General features: G+C 54.5%; 28 protein-coding genes. 27 read left to right on the plus strand and 1 reads right to left on the minus strand.

The features are described 5' to 3' along the window. Position 1 precedes the first annotated feature (1 nt). The 24 genes from OGY62_RS14660 to OGY62_RS14775 all read left to right on the plus strand — a co-directional run bounded on the left by OGY62_RS14660 (position 2) and on the right by OGY62_RS14775 (position 19,579). Positions 2-1,720: a ParB family protein gene (locus OGY62_RS14660; protein WP_286460166.1), complete on the plus strand. Its 1,719-nt coding sequence runs from the start codon at positions 2-4 to the stop codon at positions 1,718-1,720. After that, on the plus strand, positions 1,717-1,974 hold the full coding sequence (locus OGY62_RS14665) for a hypothetical protein (RefSeq protein ID WP_064290572.1): 258 nt from the start codon (positions 1,717-1,719) through the stop codon (positions 1,972-1,974). Before OGY62_RS14660 ends, OGY62_RS14665 begins: the two co-directional genes overlap by 4 nt. After that, the gene (locus tag OGY62_RS14670; protein WP_286460168.1) at positions 1,971-2,693 is read left to right on the plus strand and encodes a DUF2786 domain-containing protein; all 723 of its coding nucleotides are present in this window, start codon (positions 1,971-1,973) and stop codon (positions 2,691-2,693) included. The genes OGY62_RS14665 and OGY62_RS14670 overlap by 4 nt, the downstream gene beginning before the upstream one ends. Positions 2,694-2,894: 201 nt before the next feature. Then, entirely contained in the window at positions 2,895-3,521 is a 627-nt protein-coding gene (locus OGY62_RS14675) for a DUF2857 domain-containing protein (protein WP_064290575.1), read from the plus strand. After that, positions 3,518-3,781, plus strand: a complete 264-nt coding sequence (locus OGY62_RS14680) for a ParE family toxin-like protein (protein WP_064290576.1) — start codon at positions 3,518-3,520, stop codon at positions 3,779-3,781. Before OGY62_RS14675 ends, OGY62_RS14680 begins: the two co-directional genes overlap by 4 nt. A gap of 133 nt (positions 3,782-3,914) precedes the next feature. After that, complete coding sequence (locus OGY62_RS14685) at positions 3,915-5,195, plus strand: STY4528 family pathogenicity island replication protein (protein WP_286460170.1); 1,281 nt, start codon at positions 3,915-3,917, stop codon at positions 5,193-5,195. Positions 5,196-5,481: 286 nt separating this feature from the next. Beyond that, positions 5,482-6,195 carry a PFL_4669 family integrating conjugative element protein gene (locus OGY62_RS14690; RefSeq protein WP_286460171.1) on the plus strand — a complete coding sequence of 238 codons (714 nt, stop codon included), beginning with the start codon at positions 5,482-5,484 and terminating at the stop codon, positions 6,193-6,195. Positions 6,196-6,371: 176 nt separating this feature from the next. Continuing rightward, entirely contained in the window at positions 6,372-6,767 is a 396-nt protein-coding gene (locus OGY62_RS14695) for a hypothetical protein (RefSeq protein ID WP_242450464.1), read from the plus strand. 13 nt (positions 6,768-6,780) lie between these two features. Beyond that, positions 6,781-8,820 (plus strand): DNA topoisomerase III, encoded by a 2,040-nt coding sequence (locus OGY62_RS14700; protein WP_286460176.1) that lies wholly within the window; start codon positions 6,781-6,783, stop codon positions 8,818-8,820. Between the two features lie 677 nt (positions 8,821-9,497). Then, complete coding sequence (locus OGY62_RS14705; protein ID WP_286460178.1) at positions 9,498-9,968, plus strand: STY4534 family ICE replication protein; 471 nt, start codon at positions 9,498-9,500, stop codon at positions 9,966-9,968. A gap of 61 nt (positions 9,969-10,029) precedes the next feature. Beyond that, complete coding sequence (locus OGY62_RS14710; RefSeq protein ID WP_064290582.1) at positions 10,030-10,578, plus strand: single-stranded DNA-binding protein; 549 nt, start codon at positions 10,030-10,032, stop codon at positions 10,576-10,578. A gap of 15 nt (positions 10,579-10,593) precedes the next feature. Next, on the plus strand, positions 10,594-10,830 hold the full coding sequence (locus OGY62_RS14715) for a DUF4160 domain-containing protein (protein WP_074188569.1): 237 nt from the start codon (positions 10,594-10,596) through the stop codon (positions 10,828-10,830). Next, on the plus strand, positions 10,811-11,083 hold the full coding sequence (locus tag OGY62_RS14720; RefSeq protein ID WP_074188570.1) for a DUF2442 domain-containing protein: 273 nt from the start codon (positions 10,811-10,813) through the stop codon (positions 11,081-11,083). The genes OGY62_RS14715 and OGY62_RS14720 overlap by 20 nt, the downstream gene beginning before the upstream one ends. A 146-nt stretch (positions 11,084-11,229) precedes the next feature. Then, on the plus strand, positions 11,230-11,859 hold the full coding sequence (gene pilL2 / locus OGY62_RS14725; protein WP_064290583.1) for a PFGI-1 class ICE element type IV pilus protein PilL2: 630 nt from the start codon (positions 11,230-11,232) through the stop codon (positions 11,857-11,859). Then, entirely contained in the window at positions 11,856-12,611 is a 756-nt protein-coding gene (locus OGY62_RS14730; RefSeq protein WP_064290584.1) for a hypothetical protein, read from the plus strand. The genes pilL2 and OGY62_RS14730 overlap by 4 nt, the downstream gene beginning before the upstream one ends. A 10-nt stretch (positions 12,612-12,621) precedes the next feature. Then, the gene (locus OGY62_RS14735) at positions 12,622-13,332 is read left to right on the plus strand and encodes a TIGR03759 family integrating conjugative element protein (protein ID WP_064290585.1); all 711 of its coding nucleotides are present in this window, start codon (positions 12,622-12,624) and stop codon (positions 13,330-13,332) included. Beyond that, complete coding sequence (locus tag OGY62_RS14740) at positions 13,311-13,988, plus strand: transglycosylase SLT domain-containing protein (RefSeq protein ID WP_064290586.1); 678 nt, start codon at positions 13,311-13,313, stop codon at positions 13,986-13,988. Before OGY62_RS14735 ends, OGY62_RS14740 begins: the two co-directional genes overlap by 22 nt. A gap of 4 nt (positions 13,989-13,992) precedes the next feature. Continuing rightward, positions 13,993-14,379 carry a hypothetical protein gene (locus OGY62_RS14745; protein ID WP_064290587.1) on the plus strand — a complete coding sequence of 129 codons (387 nt, stop codon included), beginning with the start codon at positions 13,993-13,995 and terminating at the stop codon, positions 14,377-14,379. Beyond that, positions 14,366-14,881: an integrating conjugative element protein gene (locus OGY62_RS14750; RefSeq protein WP_286460182.1), complete on the plus strand. Its 516-nt coding sequence runs from the start codon at positions 14,366-14,368 to the stop codon at positions 14,879-14,881. The genes OGY62_RS14745 and OGY62_RS14750 overlap by 14 nt, the downstream gene beginning before the upstream one ends. Continuing rightward, positions 14,878-15,513, plus strand: coding sequence for a restriction endonuclease (locus OGY62_RS14755; RefSeq protein ID WP_286460183.1), 636 nt, complete (start codon positions 14,878-14,880; stop codon positions 15,511-15,513). The genes OGY62_RS14750 and OGY62_RS14755 overlap by 4 nt, the downstream gene beginning before the upstream one ends. Further along, positions 15,510-16,286 (plus strand): hypothetical protein, encoded by a 777-nt coding sequence (locus OGY62_RS14760; protein WP_286460184.1) that lies wholly within the window; start codon positions 15,510-15,512, stop codon positions 16,284-16,286. Before OGY62_RS14755 ends, OGY62_RS14760 begins: the two co-directional genes overlap by 4 nt. Further along, on the plus strand, positions 16,279-18,390 hold the full coding sequence (traD, locus tag OGY62_RS14765; protein ID WP_286460185.1) for a type IV conjugative transfer system coupling protein TraD: 2,112 nt from the start codon (positions 16,279-16,281) through the stop codon (positions 18,388-18,390). The genes OGY62_RS14760 and traD overlap by 8 nt, the downstream gene beginning before the upstream one ends. Then, positions 18,374-19,132: a TIGR03747 family integrating conjugative element membrane protein gene (locus OGY62_RS14770; protein WP_286460186.1), complete on the plus strand. Its 759-nt coding sequence runs from the start codon at positions 18,374-18,376 to the stop codon at positions 19,130-19,132. The genes traD and OGY62_RS14770 overlap by 17 nt, the downstream gene beginning before the upstream one ends. A 207-nt stretch (positions 19,133-19,339) precedes the next feature. Then, positions 19,340-19,579 (plus strand): hypothetical protein, encoded by a 240-nt coding sequence (locus tag OGY62_RS14775; RefSeq protein ID WP_286460188.1) that lies wholly within the window; start codon positions 19,340-19,342, stop codon positions 19,577-19,579. Here OGY62_RS14775 and OGY62_RS14780 read toward each other — a convergent pair. After that, positions 19,576-20,481, minus strand: a complete 906-nt coding sequence (locus OGY62_RS14780) for a hypothetical protein (protein WP_286460190.1) — start codon at positions 20,479-20,481, stop codon at positions 19,576-19,578. The two genes, OGY62_RS14775 and OGY62_RS14780, sit on opposite strands and share 4 nt — an antisense overlap. A gap of 185 nt (positions 20,482-20,666) precedes the next feature. On the opposite strand from OGY62_RS14780, the gene OGY62_RS14785 reads away from it, so the two are divergent. From OGY62_RS14785 to OGY62_RS14795, 3 genes are read left to right on the plus strand one after another with little or no spacing between them, the layout of a single operon-like run. Beyond that, positions 20,667-20,999, plus strand: a complete 333-nt coding sequence (locus tag OGY62_RS14785; RefSeq protein WP_064290593.1) for an integrative conjugative element protein, RAQPRD family — start codon at positions 20,667-20,669, stop codon at positions 20,997-20,999. Continuing rightward, complete coding sequence (locus OGY62_RS14790) at positions 20,999-21,241, plus strand: TIGR03758 family integrating conjugative element protein (RefSeq protein WP_064290594.1); 243 nt, start codon at positions 20,999-21,001, stop codon at positions 21,239-21,241. Before OGY62_RS14785 ends, OGY62_RS14790 begins: the two co-directional genes overlap by 1 nt. Before the next feature lie 55 nt (positions 21,242-21,296). Further along, on the plus strand, positions 21,297-21,662 hold the full coding sequence (locus tag OGY62_RS14795) for a TIGR03745 family integrating conjugative element membrane protein (RefSeq protein ID WP_064290595.1): 366 nt from the start codon (positions 21,297-21,299) through the stop codon (positions 21,660-21,662). Positions 21,663-21,666: the final 4 nt, after the last annotated feature.

The raw sequence follows: 21,666 nt of genomic DNA on the forward strand, positions 1-21,666 counted from the left end.
CATGGGACGTATCAATACCAAAAATATTGACCTGGGTAGCGCATTGCTCCAGCAGGGGAAAACTGCTTTAGGTACGGATAAGTCTGAGAACGTAGAGCTTGTTCAATTAACCTCTGAAATCCCTATGGTGCTGACTCTGGATGACGTCAGTCCTTTCCCTGATAACCCAAGAACTTCCCGGAACCCGCGGTATGAGGAAATCAAAGCTTCAGTGCGGGTGCGTGGCCTGGATACGGTACCTAAAATCACCGCAGATCCTGAACGTCCTGAGCTGGGCTTCTTCTTTAGTGACGGAGGAAATACCCGCCTTCAAATTTTGTCGGAACTGTGGCATGAAACGGGGGATGAACGGTTTTTCCGTATTTCCTGCATGTTTAAACCGTGGCCTGGTCGCCTTTCGTGTTTGATTGGTCACTTGGCTGAGAATGAAGTTCGAGGCGAACTGAGCTTTATAGAAAAGGCTTTAGGAATCAAAAGGGCGAGGGAGTTTTTCGAAGAAAATTTGGGTAAGAAGGTCTCTTTGCGAGAGCTTTCCACCCTATTGGGGCAAGAAGGTTACCCGGTTCATTTTTCGAACATTAGCCGCATGGAAGATACGATCCAGTATTTGTATCCCCATATGCCGAATCTGCTTAAATCGGGTTTAGGAAGACCCCAAATACAACATTTATTGTTGTTACGAGTTAATGCACACAAAACATGGGATAGCTTTTTCTCAGACAACGCGGCAATTAAAGAATTTGAGGAGGTATTCGGGGCAGTTTGTGAACATTTTGATGATCCCGAAGCATATTCACTGGAAATGTTCCGTGATGAGTTAATTGGTGCCTTAGTTAAAGCTCTCCCACACCCATCTCTGAATTATGATCGTTGGCTCATCGAGCTGGATCCAAAAGAACAGAATCGCCGGCAACAGCTTGGTGAATTGAAGCAACTTCAAAGCGCCTCTAATTTCGCCGTTCAGACAAAGGTTGAATCACCCGTTGATGGCGGTGGCGTGATTATGCCATCTTCCTCTGATGCGCCTGTACCGGGTACGTCGGCTTTGACGCTTAGTAGCGCACTGGACGAACAGGAAGGCGCAGTGGACTCATTCGATGCTGAGTCTATTTCTTCCGGGTCACCGCGCATTGAAACCCAACATGATCTATATGGCGCGCCGCCGGTCCTGTCCGGAGATATTGACGAGTATTCCCCATCAGATACCCGCAGAGGAGAGACCGAAGAGACCGCAGGGACAGCGCTACCTGCACAGCCTGGCTCTGTCGCGGTAGAAACTACCCCGGACGCAGGGGCATCGAACGTTGTGTTCGCTGAAGCAGGACTTGAGCCCGTGACCTCTATCTGGGTTATTCCGATGCTGCAGGATGACATCGAACACCTGCAGGGAATGGCCTATCGCCTGGCCTTCGAACTTGCCGAACTGAACGGTTGCGAAGCTGAGCTCAAGGACGACAAGAGCACACTGCTTGCGGCTGGGTACGGTCTGGCCACCGCGCAGCCATCCCCATTCACCGCCTTTCTGCTCTCACTGACAGGAACAACAACAGCGATCAATACCTGTTTATTAAGCGAAACACTGATTGGCACTGCTGATGGCGGCGGTTTCCCGCTGCTTGATGATGTCTATGCCGTGAAGTTTCTTCGCCTTGTTCGCGTTCTTCGCCGGCTGCGTGAACTGCAGCGTAATGTAGACACTGACACTGGAGAGGATACATGACAGTCGCTATTGAACGTTTACAGGCCATTTTGGCAGACCCGTCTGCCGGGCAGGATGAGCATGAGATGGTGGCGGAGTTGCTGGCGGTCAGAGCGATTACTGCTGGTTATACCAAAATGGGCCTGAGTGTTCTTTTGGAGATATGCAACTTACTGATAAACCGATCAAATGCCTCCGAATATTCGGATAGCCTCAGCGCGATTTCGCGCGTCGTCTATGGGGTACTGGCCAACAACAAGGAGAACAACGGATGAGCGATTCGCAACGACAAGCACGGCTGGTGAAACTGGTCCGCAAACTTCTTGAACTCGCCCAGAGCAACAGTAATGCCCATGAAGCGGGGCTGGCATTGTCCCGCGCTCAGAAACTGATGGTGAAGTACGGTATCACCGAGCTCGAGGCGAACATTTCCTCCATTCAGCAGGTACCTACTCAGGCAGCTCCATCTCAGTCATGGAACAAAATACCGTGGTGGATGTCCCGGCTGACCTGGACTGTCGCCCACGCGTTTGGCTGTCGCCCTTATTTTTCTTCCCTCGAAAGCCGGAGCGGGTTGCTGCGCCGCAACGTCACGTTCTACGGATTCAGTGAACGTCCAGCCGTTGCTGCCTATGCCTTTGATGTATTGAGTCGCCAACTTAAAGACGCTACTACTGCCTACCTGAGGACCCAGGATAAGCGCCTGAAAATGGCGACGCGTCGGGCTCGTGCCGAGCAGTTCCGCGCCGGTTGGGTCGAAGGCGTTCGCCGGATTGTTGAGGTTTTCAGCGTGTCGGAACATGAGCAGGCGCTAATGTCTGTCTGGTCTGAGCAGCAGGGTATGACCGCGCTGGAGAACCGTTCGGTGAAACGGTGTCGTGGTGACGCTATTGCGCGTTGTCAGGGCTATCTGGCAGGACAAAACGCACGGCTGCATCACGGGGTTAATGGATCTGGACCTGCAGGCATTGGCTACAGCGTCGGCGAGGATTAATGATGAGTTATGAGCTCGCAATTATCTGTATTTCAATGGTTTTTCTTGTGATGGTGGGTTTTCGAAACATGGATTTAAAGAATCTTATCAAGGGTAAGGACAAAATTTTATTGTTGCCTTTTTTACTGATTTTTCTGGTTGGGCGGTTGCTGGCCTTATTCATTGGTTCACTTATTAATTGGTTGACCTGGGGGGGTAATCATGAGTAACAGTTTATCGCAGGCGACAAACAGCCTGCTCACTCAGCTCGTCATGGAGCTCAAGTCCGGTTATATCCGGCGTTGTGAGTCACTCGGACTCACGCCCGAGGAAATGCAGATGCTCAACGGTCTGACCGTCGATGATTTGTATTACCTGCTGAACAGCTCCGTCTCAGTGCTTACGTTCCAAATCCATCATGAAAATTTCGCGTTGATGCTGCAGCAATCTCGCCGGGAACAGCAGCGGATGCAGCGTATTGATCGTGCGCTGGCGCTGGGTGGCTCTATTGAGATGATGCAGCATTTCTTCGGGCTGTCCAGCGTCGAGGTCTCCGCACGACGGCGCATGACGGGGATTCAAATTCGGCAGGGTCGCTGTTCGACGCTCAGTGATGAGGACAATGCGTCGTTGTGGCGCCAGTGGCAGAAAGCCGACATTGAGGATGTCTCCAGTGCGGACGGTCTGGACGTCATGATGCTGGCAGCTGAACAAATGGATGTGTCGTTAACCGCTGTCTGGCATGCGGTCAGGAGTTTTGACGTCCCGAAGACGCAAACTGCGCGTAAGGCGATCCTTGCCGTGCGTCAAAGTGTTGCCGCGAAGGAGCCAGTAAGGAGGTCGGCATGAAACCCATTGTGTTAATGCCGGGGCTCTATGCCCCGCGTTCGGCCCCTCGAGCCTGCCAGGAAAAGGCGCAGGAGCAGGTGAGACGTTTTCGTCAGGGCGCCAGGAATTACAAGGCGCTCCACGTGAAAGGCAAGCACCGCTGCGGCCGTGCTTGGATGAAGATCAATATTGGTGACAGCTGGCGGCTATTGAGCCGCAACAGTGGCGTGGATTGGGAGTTGCTGACCCACGAACGCTACAACAATGAATTATGGAAATGATGACATTCACCCTGTGCCTGCCTGTCGGACACAGGCCTGAGTGCCGTTGGGGACGTTCAGCGGTGTTGCACGACAAATGATTGTGGCCACGCCAATAAGGCGTGGGCCGACAGGATAAGGATGCGCAAATTCGATGAGCATAAGCAAAAGACCTGATGACAGCCTGATCACCGCTACGATTGAGCAGATGAATGCCTGGCTGGCTGAGCGAATATGCGATGATACTCAGACCGGTGCAGCCGATGTGACAAACCTGCGCAGTGGTCTCCTGTTTATGGGGAATGTGCACGACGCAGTTCCGCGCCGGTTGATGCTCGACACGCGCCTGGCCCCCTTAGATAAAGTCGCGTGGATGATGATCCGCCTCTATGCCCAACAGAACCAACAAAACCAGGGCGCAATGTTTCCTACCTACGACGAACTGCAACTCCAGTTAGCGTCGCCGTTCAAAGGGAAGGCGTCTCGCGAGACGGTCAGCCGTGTTTTGCTGATGTTGCGCCTGACCGGTTGGCTAAGCCTGTGCCGTCGCGTTCGCGATGCTAGGGGCCGGGTGCGCGGTAATGTGTACGCGCAGCATGACGAGCCGCTTTCAGCCTGTGATGCTGAAAGCCTTGATCCGACCTGGCTTGATACGGTCGCGGCGGCCTGCCAGCACAGGAATCGGGCTGTCAGTCAGACGGCCTGGTCAGTGCTGTCTGACATCCGTAACGACCCGGCGATGCGCCACTATCACTCGCAACTGAACATGATGGCACAGCGGCTGGGCGCACCACAGACCCCCCAACAAATGGCTGCGGATATGGCGCACCGTGGAGACAATGCCGGCAGTTCGGTAACCGAATTCAGTGAAAAATCCCCCGGTTCGGATACCGAACTCAGTCAATCTAAGCCGAGTTCGGATTCCGAACTGGGGGGAGCGCAGGGTAAGATGGTGCGGAGTTTGGATTCCGAACTCAGTATAAAATCAATAAGTTACATAAAAAATTCGAAACCGAACTGTAACGTACGTTCCTTCACACAAAGTGTGAATAAAAAAACGTACGTACCGCGCTTACCCGAAGTGTTACAGCAACGCATACCTGAGGTTGATCTGCAGCAAATCCATACCCAGTTACAGGCCTTGCCGGCGGAAATGGCCTGTCAGGTTCTGGAGAGTCTGAGTATAGCGCTGGCCCGTGGTGAGGTGAGTAACCCGACCGGGTGGCTGTTCAGCATGATGAAGCGTGCTCGTAATGGGGCTTTGTTTCCCACTACAACGTCCCCAAAGCCAGAAAAAACGGTCCCAGCACACCGTCCAGTTCGTCCTGTTGAGCCTCCACGAAAAGCACCTGGACAGGTTGCAACCCGAGAGCATGTCACTGCCCTGGTGGCAAAGCTGCGCCAGGGGATGGCCCGAGCCAGGAACGGGAAATGAATCTCACAGTGGAGCGAGATTTGAAGGTTTCTGATGCTGGCAGTGCCAGCAAAGTTAAAAAGGTTCAGTGTCAACACTGTTCAGAAAGTGACCGGTGTTGACAGTGTCAACAGTGCTCAAAAAGCGACCGGTGTTGACAGTGTCAACAGTAGCCCCGGTGTGTGATATGCATAACCGTTTTTATTTAGAGAACAAAAAGAGTTTTGGATTGCTGGAATAAGGTGCTGCCGAGACTATCTCAAGCCAGACACATGAGATATATCCTCAACAGGAGAAGGAGCCGCAAATGGCAGACACGACCGAAAGAGCACAGCGCAAGCCAGCACAGCCCAGGGCTGGGGCCCTCAAGTCCACGCTGACCGTACAGTTACACACCCAATATGCCATCCTGCTGTGGGAAGGGCGCCAGCGCGATAAAGAAACCAATAAACCCCAAATCGTCGGTATGCCGCAGGTGATTGCGCGAGCCGGCAAAATCAATGCGGATTCAAACAATGATAACCCTTACGCCGACCATGCCATGTTGTTACTTGAGGAAGCGATCGAGCGCGGTACCGGACGGCTGCAATCGGCCGTTGCCGATCTGGACACAACCTTGTCCAGTTTGCCTGGACAAGTATCAATGTCAGAGGTCTCGTCGGTTTCTCCTCTGAACATCGGTGTTTTTAGCCGAACGCCACTGGGTTATCGTTGCGTTTGGTTGCTTGTTGGGTTTGACCAACTGGCGATGAAAGCCTTCCAGGCCTGGCACTATGGACTGATTTCCCGTCAAAAACGTGATGAGTTACTGAGCCAGGGCGGGCACTGGGTCCGCCAGGTTTATGGTGTTGTTCAGCAATATCGCTCGGTCGCAGTGATGCGTGATGATATTCGCCTGCAAACCCCTGCCGGCATTGATGCTGTAAAACGCCTGGGGCAGCCTGATGCTGACATCATGAGCGGAGCTAAACGATCTGCATTTTCACCTCCACTTCGTCCGGCTAAAGGAGGCTCTGCATGAGTAATGACAGTCTGAAGTCCTTACGCTCCACGGTTGTCCTAAGCCTGTTCGGAGGTTTTCTTCTGTCGGGGTGTTCGATGTCCGATGTGACCGCGTGGAATCAGAAGATTAGCGATGCTGCACAGTCTATTGCCAGTGGTTCGGGGGCGAGTTCAGATTCCGGTGGAATGCCCTGGATGACGAGGGCCAGTGCTACCGGTCCTCGTCAGGACGTGCAGCATACCTATGTACTTCCGGTGGATGTTGATACCGCAGCAGCCCGACTGAAAAGTCACTATCAGTTTATCTCCACTGATGAGCTGGAAAGTCTCCGTAAGCGCGATCAGTATGGCGACTGGAGCGCCGGCGCTATTGACGAAGCGCGACCAGAATGGGCAGCACAAAAGGGCAGTTACTACAAAATGGGGCAGGAGTGGAAGGATAATGACCGCCTGATGCTGGAAGTAGAGAAGTCCGGAGCCGGCAGCCGCCTGAAGGTCACCTACAGCTCACCGGACAGCACCCACCTGACCGACGCCTATCTGCGCCGCCTGATGACCCAGCTGCAGCAGGTTGTCAAAGGCCAGTGCTGACGGAGGCGTCTCAATGCAACTTTACCTTTGCGAAAAACCGTCCCAGGGAAAAGACATTGGTGCCGTTCTGGGTGCCAACCAACGCAAGCAGGGTTACCTGACCGGGGCAGGAGTGATTGTTACCTGGGCTATCGGACACCTGCTGGAGCAAGTTCAACCCGAAACCTATGGTGAACAGTATGGAAGTCCCTGGCGTGAGTCGGTGCTGCCCATTGTCCCGTCGCAGTGGAAAATGGAGGTCAAAAAGGACACGGCTGACCAGTTTGCCGTTATCCGTGGTCTGCTCAAACAGGTCGATTCAGTCGTGATCGCGACTGACGCCGACCGGGAAGGGGAGGTGATAGCACGCGAGCTGCTGGAATATTGCCAGTTTACCGGACCGGTTGAACGGCTCTGGCTTTCGGCGCTCGATGAAACCAGTATTCGCCAGGCTCTGGCCAACAAATTGCCGGGCAGCAAGACTGCCCCGCTCTATGAAGCAGGGTTAGCCCGCGCGCGCGCGGACTGGCTGACCGGTATGAACCTGACCCGGCTTTATACGTTGAAGGCGCGGGAACAGGGATATGGCGAGGTGTTATCAATTGGCCGCGTTCAGACGCCGGCGCTGGCGCTGGTCGTCAACCGCGACCGTGAAATCGCTAATTTCGTCTCAAAGCCTTACTGGCAGGTCCAGGCCTCTCTGCAAAAGAACGGTATCAGTTTCCCGGCCAACTGGGTACCGGCGGCCAATTACTGTGACGAAGAAAAGCGCTGTATTCACCAGAGCGTTGCGCAGTCGATGGTGCAGCTCTGTCAGCAAACCGGGCAAGCGGTGGTGCTGGATGTCAGTACCGAGCGCAATAAGGAGTCGGCGCCCCTGGCGTTTGATCTCGGTTCACTGCAGCAGGCCTGCTCACGCAAATGGGGGATGGGCGCCAATCAGGTTTTGAGTATCGCTCAGTCATTGTACGAGACCCACAAGGCAACGACTTATCCGCGGACAGACTGCGGCTACCTGCCAACCTCAATGCAGGCTGAAATTCCGGATGTGCTTAATGCCATTACCCGAACGGACCCGGCACAAGATGCGGTGATTGCCTCGCTGGATACCGGTTTTGTCTCCCGTATCTGGAATGACAAAAAAATCACGGCGCACCATGGCATTATCCCCACCAAGCAGCCATTCGATTTGAGCAAGTTGTCAGCGGATGAACTCAAGGTCTATCAGTTGATACGGCAGCACTACCTGGCGCAGTTCCTGCCGCTGCATGAGGTTGATGTGACGGAAGCGATGTTCAATGTCGGTGGCCAGCTGTTCCGCACGCGCGGTAAGGTGGAAGTGATCGCCGGCTGGAAAGCGCTGTTTCAGCGGGAGGAACACGACGATAAGAAGAAAGATGATGATTCGGAGGAGGCTCGCTTGCCGGCTCTGGAAAAAGGGCAATCTTGCATCGTTGCCAGCGCGGAGCTTAAAACGCTGCAGACCAGGCCGCCGAGCCATTTTACTGATGGCACGCTGATAGCGGCAATGAAGAACGCGGCGGCGTTTGTCAGCGATCCACAGCTGAAGAAAGTGCTCAAGGAGAACGCCGGACTGGGGACGGAGGCGACCCGGGCCGGTATTCTGGAAACGTTGTTTAAACGGGGCTTTCTGGAGAAGAAGGGTAAATTTTTGCTGTCGACGCCCATCGCCGGTGAGCTGATTGATGCATTGCCGACGGCACTGACGAACCCGGGCATGACAGCGCTCTGGGAGCAGGCGCTGGACGAGATAGCCCAGGGGCAGATGACACTCGATACGTTCATGAGCCGCCAGGCACAGTGGACCGGGCACCTGGTGGAGAAAGGGAAGACGCAGGCGGTGAAGTTCACTGCGCCACCTTCACCACCGTGCCCGACATGCGGTGGGACGATGCGCCGACGTGCAGGCAAGAAAGGTAGAGGGGCCTTCTGGGGCTGCAGCAACTACCCAACTTGCCAGGGCATCATCAACATTGATGCAAAAGTTGGACGTAAGGGTAAGCGGTTTAAGGGGAAATCCCAGTTTAAAAATAAAACAACCAAATCAGAGTAAGAGATTGTCTGATGTTAATCTCAGAAAGATTTGCTAAGGTTATCTGGCTTTCGTGCAGAATGCAGAGGTACCCCGTAACTGCGGTGGTGGGAAAATTCTTCCATGGTTTTTTTCTGCTTCAGTTCGGTCAGTGACCCCCACACTCAGGTTGACTGACAAGGCGCATGCAACTCCGTGAAAAACGCGCCGGGACACTAGGTTCTCCCCGGAGTTAGACAGATTATTCATCAGGTTAAGGTACTGACCCCGCGGCGTTGATTTTCGGATCAACGTCGTTTTTAATTTCTGGCTCGCAAAAATGATCATTACGGTTGACACTCACATCACGTGCATGAAAAATGAACAGGCTTACTCGTTGTCTTTGGACGACCAGCCAATGCTTCAGCACTCTGTGAGAAGCGCCTTCGGGTGAGTGCCAGCCAAAGTTTCAGCGGTCTGTGAGAAACGCCTTCGGGTGACTGCCAATAGCCTCGTAGCCTGAAAGAGGAAGCCCCTGTGGCGGTAACCCTGTTTAACCTTTGAGAACAGGGATCACTGAACGGTGATGAAGGTTCATTTCACAATTCAGACAGTCTGCACTTGCGTACGACTTTGCAGACTCCCGACGGGAAACACTTTTCCCGTCAGGGAAGGTGTATTTCTCCGTCACCGAATCTACACTCCATGGAGAAAACATCATGTCTAACCAAGCTCAACAAAATGCCACCAAAAACACTGAATACTTCAACCTGACCATTAATGGCATGGGGTATCTCAGTAATGTTCGTCAGGTTAACGGTCCTAACGGCACCTTTATCAGCTGTGTTGTGAATGCCCTGTCCGGTCCTACTGATAACGCCAGCTATACGCGTTTCGATTGTACCGTTTCAGGTAAAGAAGCAAGCAGCCTGATTAATCGTTGCCAGAAAGCCTGTGACGAAGACAAAAAAGTCCTTTTAGGTTTTGTGCTCAGCAATCTTAAAACGGACATCTTCACGCTCAACGGCGGCGAACATGCCGGTGAACAGCGTGTCAGCATGAAAGCCCGTATTATCCGTATCGATTGGATCAAAATCGGTCAGGATAAGGTGTACCAAGCTGAAAAATCCCACTCCCAGCTGCCTCAGCAGGGTTACGCGCAGCCTAGCTACGCTGAAAACTCCTTCTGATAACGCCCGCTCTCGCCCCTTCCCGGGGCGTTTACCCTTTCCCATTTATGAGGATTCGATTATGGCGTCTCGCGGCGTAAACAAAGTTATTCTCGTCGGTCACCTGGGCCAGGATCCAGAAGTCCGTTACATGCCTTCCGGTGGTGCTGTGGCTTCATTGTCACTCGCGACCTCTGAGAGCTGGCGTGATAAACAATCTGGTGAACAGAAAGAGAAGACCGAGTGGCATCGTGTGGTGTTGTTCGGAAAGATTGCTGAAATAGCCGGTGAATATCTGCGTAAAGGATCGCAGGTCTATATCGAGGGGCAACTGCGGACACGCAAGTGGACTGACTCGGACGGTGTTGACCGTTACTCCACTGAAGTGGTGGTCAATGTCGATGGGTCAATGCAAATGCTGGGTGGTCGTTCTCAGGAGAATACTTCTGGTCAACGCGGCCAGAGCCACTGGGGCCAGCCTCAACAGCCAACCCACAGCGGCACTCCACCTCAACAGCATCAACCTCAGGCCCAGTCTGGTGGGAATGAACCACCGATGGATTTTGACGATGACATACCGTTCCTTGGGTTTGGTTATGGTATCGCAAAATCAGCCGTTTACGCTTTGTGATCGTCGGGTGACATTATGCCGACAATTCTTAGGGTAGGTGGTTTTCGCTTTTACTTTTACAGTCATGAACCTAATGAACCGGCGCATGTCCATATTGATAAGGGCAATGCAACGGCTAAAATATGGTTACATGATGTCGGTATTGCGCGTAGTGTGGGGTTTGCATCACATGAACTGCGTATACTGCAGCGTCTGGTGACTGAACATCGGACACTTTTACAGGAGGCCTGGGATGCTTACTTTACGCCATGAAAATGATCTGCGTGTAATGAATGTCCGCATTGATGATGACCGTTTGTCGGTTGATTTGATGGATGGCCGAACTATTTCAGCACCGTTAGCCTGGTATCCCCGACTTGCGGCTGGTACGCCGGCGCAACGGGCAAACTGGGAACTCTGCGGGGCTGGAATGGGTATACACTGGCCAGATCTGGATGAGGACTTAAGTACGGAAGGGTTGTTGATGGGAGCGAAAGGCATTGCTCGTACACCTTCATTATCCTGATGTGGTTCCTCGTTATCTGACACTAAACGCTGACCTTCGGGTTGGCGTTTTTTTTTGCATAGCAATAAAGAGTTGTTAATTGAGCGTCCCGGACGGTAACCGCACAGTGACACCTGTCAATTGTCACTGAACAGGAAACCTTCCGGATGAAAAAAATAATTCTCGCCTCTTCCCTGGCAGCACTGATACTGACCGGGTGCGCTACGCAGCAGCCTCTGCAGCAGCGTGACATTTCCCCTGTCACGCCGTCTGTCACCGTCACCCGCAATGTCCAGCCTGTTTCCTCGGATGCTTATGGGCAGGCGCCGGAAGTAGTGCGCTATGACCGATATCTGCTGGTCAGCACCGATCCAGCGACCATCCAGCGCGACCCGCTTTCTCAAATCATCGATATCCGTATTCCAGCTTCCGTTAAACCGACCGTCGCCGATGCGCTGCGTTACGCACTGCGCCAGTCTGGTTACACCCTGTGTGCAACCGGGCCAGCCAACGGTGTGTTGTATCGCCAGGCACTGCCGGCGGTGCAGTACCAACTGGGGCCGATGCGCCTGCGCACCGCGCTACAGGTACTGGCGGGACCTGCATGGCAACTTGAAGTTGACGATGTGCAACGCGTTGTCTGCCACAGCCTGCGGGATGGTTACCAGTTACCGGCCTCTCAGCTGCCGCCAACGCCGCGAGAATATCACACAGCGCCGGCCACCATACCGGCAGGCACGATGGCACCGCCGGTGGTTAAACCTGTGTCTTCAACCGGAGGGGGGCTGAAAGAATGACAGAACATAACGAAGAGATGGCGCCCATTACGCCGGCTAAAAAAGGGTTGCTGTGCAGCAAGGCTTTTTGGCTGGTGACGGGCGGGGCGGTAACGGTACTGATTATCGGCATGGTTGGTGCCGGTGCGGTCAGGCATGTGGATCAGCGCATTGCCCAGCTGGAGAAGGCGCAAAAAGCCTTCGCGCCTCAGGATGACATGACCTCCATGGCCGACATGGTGCAGGCACATGCCAAAAAGCTGAAAGCCCTGACTGCACGCCAGACCTCACTCAGCGACGAGATTACGGGACTCCGGGTCACTAACAGGCTGCCCGAAAAGCTTGAGCAGCAGCTGCAGGTGCAGCAGGTTGAACTCAATGCACTCAAAGACAGCCTGGAGACGCTGAAAAAGTCAGCGGCAACAGCACCGGCAGAAAACACCGCCCCTGCCGGCAAACCTTCTGTCTCCGTTCCGGCCGGATCGTCGGCAACGGCAAAAACCACCCCAAAGCACAAACCTACGCCAATTAACTCTGCCCCGCGTAAAGCGGTACGCCGTGTGTCACGTAAAGTGCCATTCGTACTGACTGGGGTGGAACAGCGTGGGACAGCGGCCTTTGCGGCCGTGGCGCCGCAGGGATTCAGTGACCTGTCACAAGTCCGGCTGATTGGAGAAGGAGAGTCCGTCGCGGGCTGGACGTTGGTTCGTGCTGGTCATGGCCAGGCGACTTTCCGTGTTAGTGGCCACCTTCAGACCGTCAGCGCGCAATAAGGAGCATCCGATGAAAATGAAATACAGCCTGTTTGCCCTGGTACTACTGAGTCCCTTATCACAGGCGGCACAGCAGACGGACATTGAGAGCAGTCAGTCTGCCCTGAGCCAGCTGCAGCAAAGTCAGACCAACAAGCTGGCCGAGCAAGGCAAGCAGTGGGGGCTGAGCGGTGAAGAGTACCAGCGTTACGAGCAACTGATGGACGGGCCACGCGGGACACAGTCTCCGGGACTCGATCCGCTGACGACGCTTGGCATCGAGGCTAAAAGCGATGCCGAGCGCAAGAAGTACGCGGAGCAGTGGGTCCGCCAGGAGTTTGCCCGTACCGAAAAAGAGCTGAAGTTTCAGCGCGAAGTCGATGCAGCCTGGCAGCGGCTTGGCGTACTGCCAGTCAACATGGGGAATGCGGCTGGTATCGCGCATGACACCGGTGGGCGTCTGGCGCTGTTCGTGAAGGGCAAGGACTGCGGCCAGTGCGATGCGCGTCTGGCGGCGGTGCTGGCTGACAACCGTCCGGTCGACATTTACCTGGTCGACAGCAAAGGGGATGACGACGTGCTGCGTAGCTGGGCGAAAGCACATCATATCCCGGTAGACAAGGTCCGGGCTCGTCAAATCACACTCAATCACGATGGCGGCCGCTGGATGAAATTCGGCAACGGTCTGATGCCGGTCGTGCTGCAACAGGGGAAAAACGGATGGACTATCGCCGCGTTTTGACCGCTGGCCTGTTGCAGGCCACGTTGTTGTTTGCGCATGCCGCTGCCGCGCAGGACGTGCCGCAAGGCTATCGTGAAGTGGCGATGCGCCACGGTGTGCCGCCGGAATCCCTCTACTCTGTAGCCTTGACGGAAACCTCGATGTCACCGAAAAGCATTATTTCGATGACCCGCGGCGCCGGCCCGGCGCCGGATGTTGAACGTCCGTGGCCGTGGACGATTAACGTGGCCGGCAAAGGCTACCGTTATGCCACCCGACTGCAGGCCTGGGAGGCGCTGCAGGGCTTTCTGAAGAAATACCCGCGCAAGCGCATCGATGTCGGTATTGCCCAGGTCAACCTGGGCTGGAACGGCCATCACTTCACGTCGACCTGGGAAGCCTTCGAACCCTACACGAACCTGAACGCCGCGGCGGTCATCCTGCGAGAGTGCTACAACCGCAATCCAGGCAGCTGGCTGGCGGCGGCAGGTTGTTATCACCACCCGTCCGGCGGTGCCCCCGCTGCCCGTTATAAATCCATCGTGAGAACCAAGCTGGCGCGTCTCAATGGCAGCGATAACCAGGCGACGCCGATGATCTCCTGCCATACACCGAACCCGACGCCGGCAGCGACGCAAACCGTCGCGCTGACGTGGGTTGAGCCTAGGAGTCAATAAGCTAATGATCGATAAGCAACTGGAAGACCTGAAAGAGCAATTGCCGGCAGCGCTGACGACGTGGCAGCAGTCGGAAGGCCGAAGGATCACTGTGGGCTGGCTGCATGTGGCTAATCCTGAGGTTATCGCAATTCTGCTGACAGGGCTGGAAAAAGCACCGCAACTCATTCGGCAGGTGGAAGTCAGAGGTGTAGAAAAGTTGGCGGCAGCTTTCAAATCCTGGTCTGGCAACAGCACTCATCTCGATTACGAAGCACAGCGGCACTGGACCGCTGCAAGCGAAGAAGCGCTGTCATTTGCTGATGACCTGAGCAATCAGGGCGATAAGGCGCGGATATCCGACTCCGGATCCTATGTTGAACGGGAAGGGGGACATTATGAAGAACGTTAATTTTCTGCTGTTCGGTCTGTGTCTGGTGACATCTACGGCGCTGGCCAATCTGAACGTGCTCGCCGATGTTGGCGGCGAGGACGCCTCCCCGTATTTTGAGGGTATTAACGCCCGGGGTGAGACGCCAGCATCACCGTCCGGCCAACCCGGTGTTGTCGACGCTCAGGCCAGTATGTTGCCAGTGTCTACACCAGAACTGACACCCGGAGAAGTTGCGGACAGACCGCTCCAGCTGTCGGGGATTGGTGCCCTGTTTATTGTGGGCGATGACGATGCCAGTCGCAGCTGGCTGCAGACAAATGCTGAAGGGCTCAGGTCGCGACATGCTGCAGGCCTGGTTGTGAATGTCCACAATCTGCCAGCCCTGCAGTCTCTGCAGGCGCTGGCACCCGGTGTGCCGATCGCACCGGCTTCCGGTCGTGAGCTGGCGCGCCGATTGCAGTTGTCGAACTACCCGGTACTCATCACCGATACCGGTTTATCCCAGCAGGTCACGCCATGATGTCCCCGCAGCATGTCGGTACCGCACTGATGGCGGATCCGGTGCTGGCCGTCCTGTTGACAGGGTTGTTTATTGTGGTGATGGTCATGCTCAACCTGCGTGGCCGTGAGTCGGTCTCCGCACGGCGCCACCGGCGTTATCGTGAGATGGCCGCCCACGTTCTGCAGCGGTTACCTCAACTGAGTGGCGATGGTCAGCGCCTGATGTACCTGCGTAAAATCAATCCCTACGTCTTCGAAGAACTGCTGCTTCTTGCGTTTGAGCGTCAGGGGTATGCGATTATCCGCAACAGCGCTTACAGCGGTGACGGTGGTCTGGACGGTCAGGTTATCATCGGCGACCAAAAATATCTCATCCAGGCCAAGCGTTACGGTCGGGCTATCACACCTTCCCATATCAAGAGTTTTGGTGCGCTGTTGCGGCATCATCACTGCCAGGGTTTTTTCATTCATACCGGCCGTACCGGCCAGTTAAGCCGGGAATTGCTACAGAACTATCCCCACGTTCACCTGGTCAGTGGCCGGAAACTGCTGGCGTTGCTTGCCGGTAATGCGCAGTGGTTGTCTTTTTTATCCGGAAATACGGAATTCAAACGGAGTATAACCAATGTCTCTGAAGGGGGAGTGTCATGAATGACAAGCCTTTTATTGAGCGTGTGTTAGCAAACAAACCGGCCTGGGCCGATACGCAGATTGAGCCCTGGAGCCACGTAAGATATCGGCAGGCCGAAGATTTTATCACCCGCCATTACTGGACTGATCGGGGGAGCATTAATGTGTTCCGTATCGTGGGTACCGACCACCCGCAGTATGCCGGGATGAGCTGGTTAGACCTGCTGCATCGGGGCAAGCGCATGGATATCAACATCCCGCTGATTGAAAGCAATCCGGATTTTTACACCGAAGCCACTCAATCCCATCAGGGGATGTGCTTTGTCAGCCTGGATGGCCTGGACTGGTATGTTAGCGCAGATGGGAATCATCGCAGTTACCTGGCGCGTTTTTATTTCCATCTGCAGGGGTATGGCGTGACGCAGCTGCACAATGTCTCCCTGAGTCAGTATCAGGTCGACCATACCTTTATGGCAGCGTGTGAAGCCCTGTCAGCGATGGTGTCGGTATTGCGTTCGCAGGGCGTGTATCTGGCACTGTTAGCCTGCCGGGAGCCAGTTTCCCGTGATGATACTCTTGGCTGGAAAGTGGACTCCTGGTACACGGAAGTGACGGTGACGCTGGATGATACGAACGGCAATGATGGGGAGCAGCGATTTGTCCTGCGTCATGCCCGGGACGCTGAGCAATTACGTCGTCAGCTTGAAATCCGGTACCTGAAGCCGGGTGCCACACTTGAGAAGGATCCTGGTGGAAGCGCCTGTTGTCCCCAGGTGAGGAGGGAGCATGAGTAACCGGCATGTGATGGAGGCGTTGCTGCGCCCTGCAGTGGAACTCAATACGGCTATTGTGGCCGGGGGCGCGGCGGTGGTTTGTGCGGTGGCGCCCTGGTCGGTGGCGCTGGCCCCCCAGGTGAGTTATGTCACCGCTGGTAGCTTTGCGGTGTTGTCTGCCATACGTGCCAGACAAGGCATGCAAGTGATCCGTTATCGGCGTAACCTGCGCCGACTGCCGCGGTATGTTATGACCAGCGCTCAAATCCCCGTGAGTCGGCAACGGCTGTTCCTGGGCAAGGGATTTCGTTGGCAGCAAAAACATACCCAGCGTCTGATGGACACGCGCCGGCCGGAAGTGGAGAAGTATGTCCAGCCCACCAGAGCTTACCAGGTGGCCCGTCGCCTTGAGCTGCAGACCGAGTACAGCATGCCCTGGCTGTCGAAGCTGCTGCGCAAGGACTCACCACTTAATCCTGTACGACCATTGCCGCCGGTGGGCGGCAATCCGGCGATTCATGGCATTGAACCCGACGAGCTCGATGTCTCAATGGCCTTAGGGGAACGCGTTGGCCACAGCCTGGTGTTGGGCACCACCCGTGTCGGCAAAACGCGTCTGGCGGAGCTGCTGATCACCCAGGATATCCGCCGCGGTGATATCACCATTGTGTTTGACCCGAAAGGGGATGCCGACCTGCTGCGCCGGGTGTGGGCCGAGGCATACCGTGCCGGCCGCGGGGATGAGTTGTATATCTTCCACCTTGGGTGGCCGGATATCTCGGCGCGTTATAACGCTGTCGGCCGCTTCGAGCGTGTCTCCGAAGTCGCGGGACGTATCGCCGGTCAGCTGAGTGGCGAGGGCAACAGTGCTGCGTTCCGTGAGTTTGCCTGGCGCTTTGTGAATATCGTCGCTCGTGCCCTGGTGGCGTTGGGGCAGCGCCCCGATTACACCCTCATTACTCGTTATGTGAACAACATCAGCGAGCTGTACGAGACCTATGCAAAAAAGGTCATTGAAGAAAGGATGCCGACGCTGCAGCAGCAAATCGACAATAACCTGCAGGTGCTGACCGAAGAGGATGTGCCACGCAATATGCAGGGGCAACCGAACGCGGTCAAAATATTCGCAGTTGAAATGGCCCTGAGTTCGGACGCAGGCAAGCAGCTGTACGACCCGATCCTGGATGGGCTACGCAGTGCGGTTCGTTATGACAGGACCTATTTCGACAAAATCGTCGCCTCTCTGCTGCCGCTGCTGGAAAAACTCACCACCGGTAAGACAGCGGAGCTGCTGGCGCCAGATTATATGGACATGAGCGATCCGCGGCCGGTGTTTGACTGGGAGCAGGTTATTCGTAAACGGGGGATTGTCTATATCGGGCTTGATGCGCTGTCAGATGGTGTCGTGGCGTCAGCGGTGGGCAACAGCATGTTCGCTGACCTGGTCTCTGTTGCCGGTCATATCTATAAGCATGGCATGCACGGTGGACTGCCGACCCGAGCCGACGGCAAGCTGCCGATCAATCTGCATTGTGATGAGTTCAACGAGTTGATGGGTGATGAGTTCATCCCTTTGATCAACAAGGGCGGTGGTGCCGGCATGCAGGTGACGGCCTACACGCAGACCGAATCCGACATCGAGGCGCGTATCGGCAGCTCGGCCAAGGCTGCGCAGGTCACGGGTAACTTCAACACCCTCATCATGCTGCGGGTACGAGAGAACCGCACCGCGCAGTTGCTGACCTCACAACTGCCGGAAGTGGATGTCTACACCAAAACCCTGGTGTCCGGGCATGCCGACACGGCAGACGTTGAGAAAGGGCAAGACTTCACGTCCAGTACCCAGGATCGTGTCGGTAACGTCAAGGTCCCTTTATTGAAAGAGGCGGACGTGATTAACCTGCCAAAAGGGCAGGCGTTCGCGTTGCTCGAAGGTGGCCAGCTGTGGAAAATCCGCATGCCGCTGCCAAGCGGGGATGGCGATGATGCCATGATGCCGGCGAATCTGCAGAAAATTGCCGAGGAGATGCAGCGGAACTACCGCACCAGCGAGTCATGGTGGTCAGCAAGCACCGTGATGCCGGATGTGGCCGTGCAAGGAGGGTTAAATGGCGCAGGCGGATAATACTCAGCCGCGGCAGGCGGCAGAGTCCCGCAAACACGGGCTGCTTTATAACCTGTTGTGGGGCTGGCCCTGGATGCTGGTCGGAATGTTTTTCGCGTCCCTGTTTGTAAGCCTGGTGATTGAATGTGTCGGGATGGCATTCTTCTGGCCAGAGCTGGGCGCGTCGCACAGTGAAGCGGTGATGAATACCGAGCTGGGTTACCTCTCTTCGGAGTTTACCCGCAGCTTGCTGCTCACGGATCCCTCGATAACGGTCACTCACTGGATCATGGGGGCTTATCAGTGGGTGTTTGTGGACAGCGGGTTTCTGAACTGGATACAGCAGGCGTACGAGACGCAAACACATAGCCAGAATGCCATAGCCCGGGAGCTGAACAGCTGGAGTGGTTGGTTGGCCAGTATGCTTAAGGAATACCTGATGGCGACGGTCTATGTCACCGTCATCACCCTGGTGCGGGTAACTATTCTGGTGTTGTCTATCCCGCTGTTTATCCTAGTGGTGCTGGTTGCGCTGACGGAAGGCCTGGGGCGGCGTGATGTTCGGCGTTATGGCGCTGGCTATGAATCGAGCTTTGTCTACCATCATGCAAAGCGGATGGTAAAACCGGCCGTGTACATCCCGTGCATGTTGTATCTGTCCTGGCCAACGGCGGTATACCCTAATCTGCTGTTGTTGCCGGCGGCTATTTTGCTCGGAATTGCGGTGACGGTGACTACGGCCAGCTTTAAAAAATATTTGTAAGTCCAAACCGGGCTGGACGGCGGCGTACAAAACTGGCTTTTGTGCGCTGCCGTCAGCAGGCAAGTCGCGTAGCGACGCGTCAGTTGATCTGGAATGTATGAAATGAAGGAATAAAAAACTTTATAAAACCATAAAGAATTTCATGCTGACCTGGCGGATATATTTTCCCACTCTGGGCATTCTTGATATGAACAGGGGCAAGTAACGATGGCAAAAAATGCAAAAAACGTTGTAGATAAAAATAGCGCTGAGGTAGAGCAAGCATGCTCACCGAATAAAGATGTCCATGACATACATTTTGTGATGAGGGATGAGCATCATCATTTTATTATGACGCTCGAGACAGTGTTGTCGTGCTTGCGCTTTGCAGAGCAAGAAGGTGAGGTTCCCGCTCTGCCTCTGGAATGGTGGCAGCTTCTGCAGACAAGGTATCGTCAACTGAACTAGCGGAGCAGTGGCCCCAGAATGTCGTTGGCCAGGGTGAGGAGTTTTTGGTTGCGCTCAGTCACCTCCCAGTTGGCAAAGTTGATAATATTCGCAAAGTACCTGTAATCGAAGGTGATTTTTTTGCGGCAAATTTCCTGGGCTGGCGCATAACCCTGCTTAAATGTAAACACGCACTCTATGCTTTCAGTGAGTTCATTATCCTGAACATGGTGAGCGTGTTTTGTTTGATACATGCCGACGTGTATGTACTCTTTGCAGTCTGGATGTTTTCTCAACTGCCCCCATTCGTTTATCGCCAGGTAGTCTGGATACTGCTCACATAAGGTTGCAGCAAGGTGTCTATCAAGGATTTTTGTATACATGATGTCTTGATTATCAGTCATATATAAAAAAGCCCATGGTGCATTCATCAATGTGGCTCGTGCATACAACCAACCTTCTTCATCTCGAAATTGCAGTAACATATTTCTGGCAATTTTTTCATTGATGGAGACGCCTGTGTCTTTACTGATGAAATAGACGACTTTGTCAAAGTGGTGAATAAGCAAGCCAAGAATTTGCTCTACGAGATACCCCTTTTCCCTTTTGGGGCGCTCTGCTTGATCCCCCGTATTTTTCTTCGAATAGGGACACCACTCATAAGCATCCTGATCATAGATCCCTACGCCAGGAATGGGACGACTGAAGTGTTTACCGTAAGGGTTTGGCGTATTGGCCAGTTTTTTGTAAAACCCAATGATTTGTATTGGATTGTTACACGCCGGGCAGATGGCAAAATATTGGGGAGTACCATTATCGCTGGTTTTATACCAGGGAGGTCTGCGAGCGGTTCGCTTCTCGTAATCTGTAATACCAATGGGATAGTACGCTTGTGATTTCAGCTCAACTTTGTAGACATTCATGAATACCCTCTCCTTTAGTATGAAGTCAATATTGCAAAACCGGTTTTTAGGATCAAGGTTTCCGGTCCTGCGTATTCCTTTCACACTGAACATAAATTATCAAAAATCCATAAAGAGTTATCCGCTGACCTGACCCCTTGTATCCCGCACCCTGAGAGCACCCTAAATCACCAAGGAGTGCTTGCATGCGTATTCCCATCGTTACCCGAGGAGTGGGTGCCGGCTGCTTGCTGGGGTTGTCATTCCTCACCACATTGCCTGCCTGTGCCGCCGAAAGAGATGAACTGGCCTCTGCCCAGCGCATGTTGATCCAGGTTCAGGCGGCGCTGGAGCGCGCTCGGGTTGCGGCCGTTCAGGCCGACCCCGCTGAGCGTGGTCGTTTCTTTTTCGACTATCGCCGCGCCACCTCTGATCTCAACACCATCAATGCCGGTATCGACCGTTACCTGGAGCCCTCTCGTGCACAACCACGTGATGGCGGATCCGTGGCGGGTAATTACCGACGGGAGCGTCCCTGATGGCCATGACCGGCGCCCAGGAACAGGCCTTCAATGCGGCCAGCGGCGGCGTTGAAGCTAACATCCTGTCGCTGATCTGCATCGGCGGGTTGCTGGCGACGCTGTTCGTCTGGGCGGTTTGGGCCTGGATTGATGTTTACCAGGGCTGGAGCAACGAAAAAGTCCGCACCAAAGCGTTGATCCACTTCGTTATCAAGACCGTTCTGTTGCTGCTCGTTGTCACCTGGATGTTTGCCAGTTGAAGGCGCTGGACGGTTTTGCAGGTTGTTAATTTCACACTGCAAAAAGGAATGTTTTATGAATGCTGTCGTTCGTCTTTTCCGTCATTTCTCTGCACGTATTGCGGTAGCGTCCTCTTTGACCTTGGCGGCTAACCAGCCGGCGCAGGCTGCTCTGCCGAACGTTGAGCCGCCGTCCTCGGGGAGCGGTGGAGGTCTGATGGATACCCTCAAAGGTTACGTCCAGGACGGTATTGTCATCCTGGGTCTCATCGCCGCCGCTGTGGCATTTCTTGTGGTAGCCAACTCCGCGATCACCACCTTCCATGAGGTGCGCGAAGGGAAAGCTAACTGGGGTAAGTTCGGTGCCATCATCGTGGTCGGTATTGTGCTGCTGGTTGCGGTTATCTGGCTGGTCGGCAAGTCCGCAGAAATTCTGTTCTAGGGGG

Origin of the sequence: Citrobacter sp. CK198 (genome assembly GCF_030333295.1) — a bacterium.
GTDB lineage: Bacteria > Pseudomonadota > Gammaproteobacteria > Enterobacterales > Enterobacteriaceae > Citrobacter_B > Citrobacter_B koseri.

Excerpts from the sequence above, each read along its gene's own strand:
- OGY62_RS14660 (WP_286460166.1), top strand. The coding sequence starts at position 2 with ATGGGACGTATCAATACCAAAAATATTGACCTGGGTAGCGCATTGCTC.
- OGY62_RS14665 (WP_064290572.1), top strand. The coding sequence starts at position 1,717 with ATGACAGTCGCTATTGAACGTTTACAGGCCATTTTGGCAGACCCGTCT.
- OGY62_RS14670 (WP_286460168.1), top strand. The coding sequence starts at position 1,971 with ATGAGCGATTCGCAACGACAAGCACGGCTGGTGAAACTGGTCCGCAAA.
- OGY62_RS14675 (WP_064290575.1), top strand. The coding sequence starts at position 2,895 with ATGAGTAACAGTTTATCGCAGGCGACAAACAGCCTGCTCACTCAGCTC.
- OGY62_RS14680 (WP_064290576.1), top strand. The coding sequence starts at position 3,518 with ATGAAACCCATTGTGTTAATGCCGGGGCTCTATGCCCCGCGTTCGGCC.
- OGY62_RS14685 (WP_286460170.1), top strand. The coding sequence starts at position 3,915 with ATGAGCATAAGCAAAAGACCTGATGACAGCCTGATCACCGCTACGATT.
- OGY62_RS14690 (WP_286460171.1), top strand. The coding sequence starts at position 5,482 with ATGGCAGACACGACCGAAAGAGCACAGCGCAAGCCAGCACAGCCCAGG.
- OGY62_RS14695 (WP_242450464.1), top strand. The coding sequence starts at position 6,372 with ATGACGAGGGCCAGTGCTACCGGTCCTCGTCAGGACGTGCAGCATACC.
- OGY62_RS14700 (WP_286460176.1), top strand. The coding sequence starts at position 6,781 with ATGCAACTTTACCTTTGCGAAAAACCGTCCCAGGGAAAAGACATTGGT.
- OGY62_RS14705 (WP_286460178.1), top strand. The coding sequence starts at position 9,498 with ATGTCTAACCAAGCTCAACAAAATGCCACCAAAAACACTGAATACTTC.
- OGY62_RS14710 (WP_064290582.1), top strand. The coding sequence starts at position 10,030 with ATGGCGTCTCGCGGCGTAAACAAAGTTATTCTCGTCGGTCACCTGGGC.
- OGY62_RS14715 (WP_074188569.1), top strand. The coding sequence starts at position 10,594 with ATGCCGACAATTCTTAGGGTAGGTGGTTTTCGCTTTTACTTTTACAGT.
- OGY62_RS14720 (WP_074188570.1), top strand. The coding sequence starts at position 10,811 with ATGCTTACTTTACGCCATGAAAATGATCTGCGTGTAATGAATGTCCGC.
- pilL2 (WP_064290583.1), top strand. The coding sequence starts at position 11,230 with ATGAAAAAAATAATTCTCGCCTCTTCCCTGGCAGCACTGATACTGACC.
- OGY62_RS14730 (WP_064290584.1), top strand. The coding sequence starts at position 11,856 with ATGACAGAACATAACGAAGAGATGGCGCCCATTACGCCGGCTAAAAAA.
- OGY62_RS14735 (WP_064290585.1), top strand. The coding sequence starts at position 12,622 with ATGAAAATGAAATACAGCCTGTTTGCCCTGGTACTACTGAGTCCCTTA.
- OGY62_RS14740 (WP_064290586.1), top strand. The coding sequence starts at position 13,311 with ATGGACTATCGCCGCGTTTTGACCGCTGGCCTGTTGCAGGCCACGTTG.
- OGY62_RS14745 (WP_064290587.1), top strand. The coding sequence starts at position 13,993 with ATGATCGATAAGCAACTGGAAGACCTGAAAGAGCAATTGCCGGCAGCG.
- OGY62_RS14750 (WP_286460182.1), top strand. The coding sequence starts at position 14,366 with ATGAAGAACGTTAATTTTCTGCTGTTCGGTCTGTGTCTGGTGACATCT.
- OGY62_RS14755 (WP_286460183.1), top strand. The coding sequence starts at position 14,878 with ATGATGTCCCCGCAGCATGTCGGTACCGCACTGATGGCGGATCCGGTG.
- OGY62_RS14760 (WP_286460184.1), top strand. The coding sequence starts at position 15,510 with ATGAATGACAAGCCTTTTATTGAGCGTGTGTTAGCAAACAAACCGGCC.
- traD (WP_286460185.1), top strand. The coding sequence starts at position 16,279 with ATGAGTAACCGGCATGTGATGGAGGCGTTGCTGCGCCCTGCAGTGGAA.
- OGY62_RS14770 (WP_286460186.1), top strand. The coding sequence starts at position 18,374 with ATGGCGCAGGCGGATAATACTCAGCCGCGGCAGGCGGCAGAGTCCCGC.
- OGY62_RS14775 (WP_286460188.1), top strand. The coding sequence starts at position 19,340 with ATGGCAAAAAATGCAAAAAACGTTGTAGATAAAAATAGCGCTGAGGTA.
- OGY62_RS14780 (WP_286460190.1), bottom strand. The coding sequence starts at position 20,481 with ATGAATGTCTACAAAGTTGAGCTGAAATCACAAGCGTACTATCCCATT.
- OGY62_RS14785 (WP_064290593.1), top strand. The coding sequence starts at position 20,667 with ATGCGTATTCCCATCGTTACCCGAGGAGTGGGTGCCGGCTGCTTGCTG.
- OGY62_RS14790 (WP_064290594.1), top strand. The coding sequence starts at position 20,999 with ATGGCCATGACCGGCGCCCAGGAACAGGCCTTCAATGCGGCCAGCGGC.
- OGY62_RS14795 (WP_064290595.1), top strand. The coding sequence starts at position 21,297 with ATGAATGCTGTCGTTCGTCTTTTCCGTCATTTCTCTGCACGTATTGCG.